The sequence below is a fragment of the Nocardia asiatica NBRC 100129 genome (genome assembly GCF_000308415.1).
Taxonomy (GTDB): domain Bacteria; phylum Actinomycetota; class Actinomycetes; order Mycobacteriales; family Mycobacteriaceae; genus Nocardia; species Nocardia asiatica.
Window position 1 is genome coordinate 1 of sequence record NZ_BAFS01000354.1, and the last position, 1,157, is coordinate 1,157.

Annotated in this window: 1 protein-coding gene; it reads left to right on the forward strand. The window is 64.4% G+C overall.

Annotated features, from left to right (window positions below):
- Positions 1-100 precede the first annotated feature (100 nt).
- Positions 101-1,157 (forward strand): AMP-binding protein (locus ON27_RS29370; protein WP_043734833.1); only part of this gene is annotated, 1,057 nt, incomplete at its 3' end.

The window sequence follows — 1,157 nt, forward strand, 5'->3', positions numbered from 1 at the left end:
CGACCTCGATGGTCTGTCTGCGGTGGTTGTGGGTGTGGGGGATGCGTGGGGTTGTTCTCCGGGGCGGGTGTATCGGGGTGCGGGCACGGATTTGGCGTATGTGATCTTCACTTCCGGTTCGACCGGTGTCCCCAAAGGTGTGGAGATCGAGCACGCCAGCGCGGTCAACACCGTCGATGACATACGCTGCCGTTTCGGCATCGACGCCGCCGATCGTGTACTCGCTGTCGCCGCGACTGATTTCGACCTGTCGGTGTTCGACCTGTTCGGTGTGCTGGCGGCCGGTGGCAGTGTGGTGATCGTCGCCGACGAGGACCGCCGCGACCCCGACCGTTGGCTGGCGCTGACTCACGCGCACGCGGTGACGGTGTGGAACAGCGTCCCGGCGATGCTGGACATGCTGCTCACCGTCGCCGAATCCGGCCCGGGTTTGCCACCCACCCTGCGCCTGGCCCTGGTCTCCGGTGATTGGATAGGCCTGGATCTGCCCGGCCGCTTGGCCGCCCAATCGGCGGCTTGCCGTCTCATCGCTCTCGGTGGCGCCACAGAAGCATCGATCTGGTCGAACTACTTCGAAGCCCGCACAGTGCCACCGCACTGGACATCCATCCCCTACGGGCGTCCACTACGCAACCAGCGATTCCGGGTAGTCGACGAACACGGCCACGACCAACCCGACTGGGTACCAGGCCAACTACTCATCGGCGGTATCGGCGTGGCCCGAGGCTACCGCCACGATTCCGAACGCACCACCGCCGCGTTCTTCGAACAAGCAGGCCAACGCTGGTACCGCACCGGCGATCTGGGCCGATACCACCCCGACGGTGTATTGGAATTCCTCGGCCGCGCCGACCGCCAAGTCAAAATCCGCGGACACCGCATCGAACTCGGCGAAATCGAACAAGCCATCACCGCCCACCCCCGAATCCGCCGAGCCATCGCACTCGCGATAGGCCAACACACCCGAACCCGCCTCGTCGCCTTCGCCGAACCCGAACCCGAAACAACGAATCCCCACCCCACCCAACTACCCCCAGACCTGCCCACCTTCCTCACCCACCACCTACCCCAAGCCTGGATCCCCGAACTCATCCCACTACCAAACCCACCCCTGACCCCCAACGGCAAAATCGACCACAACAAACTCCAACAACAAG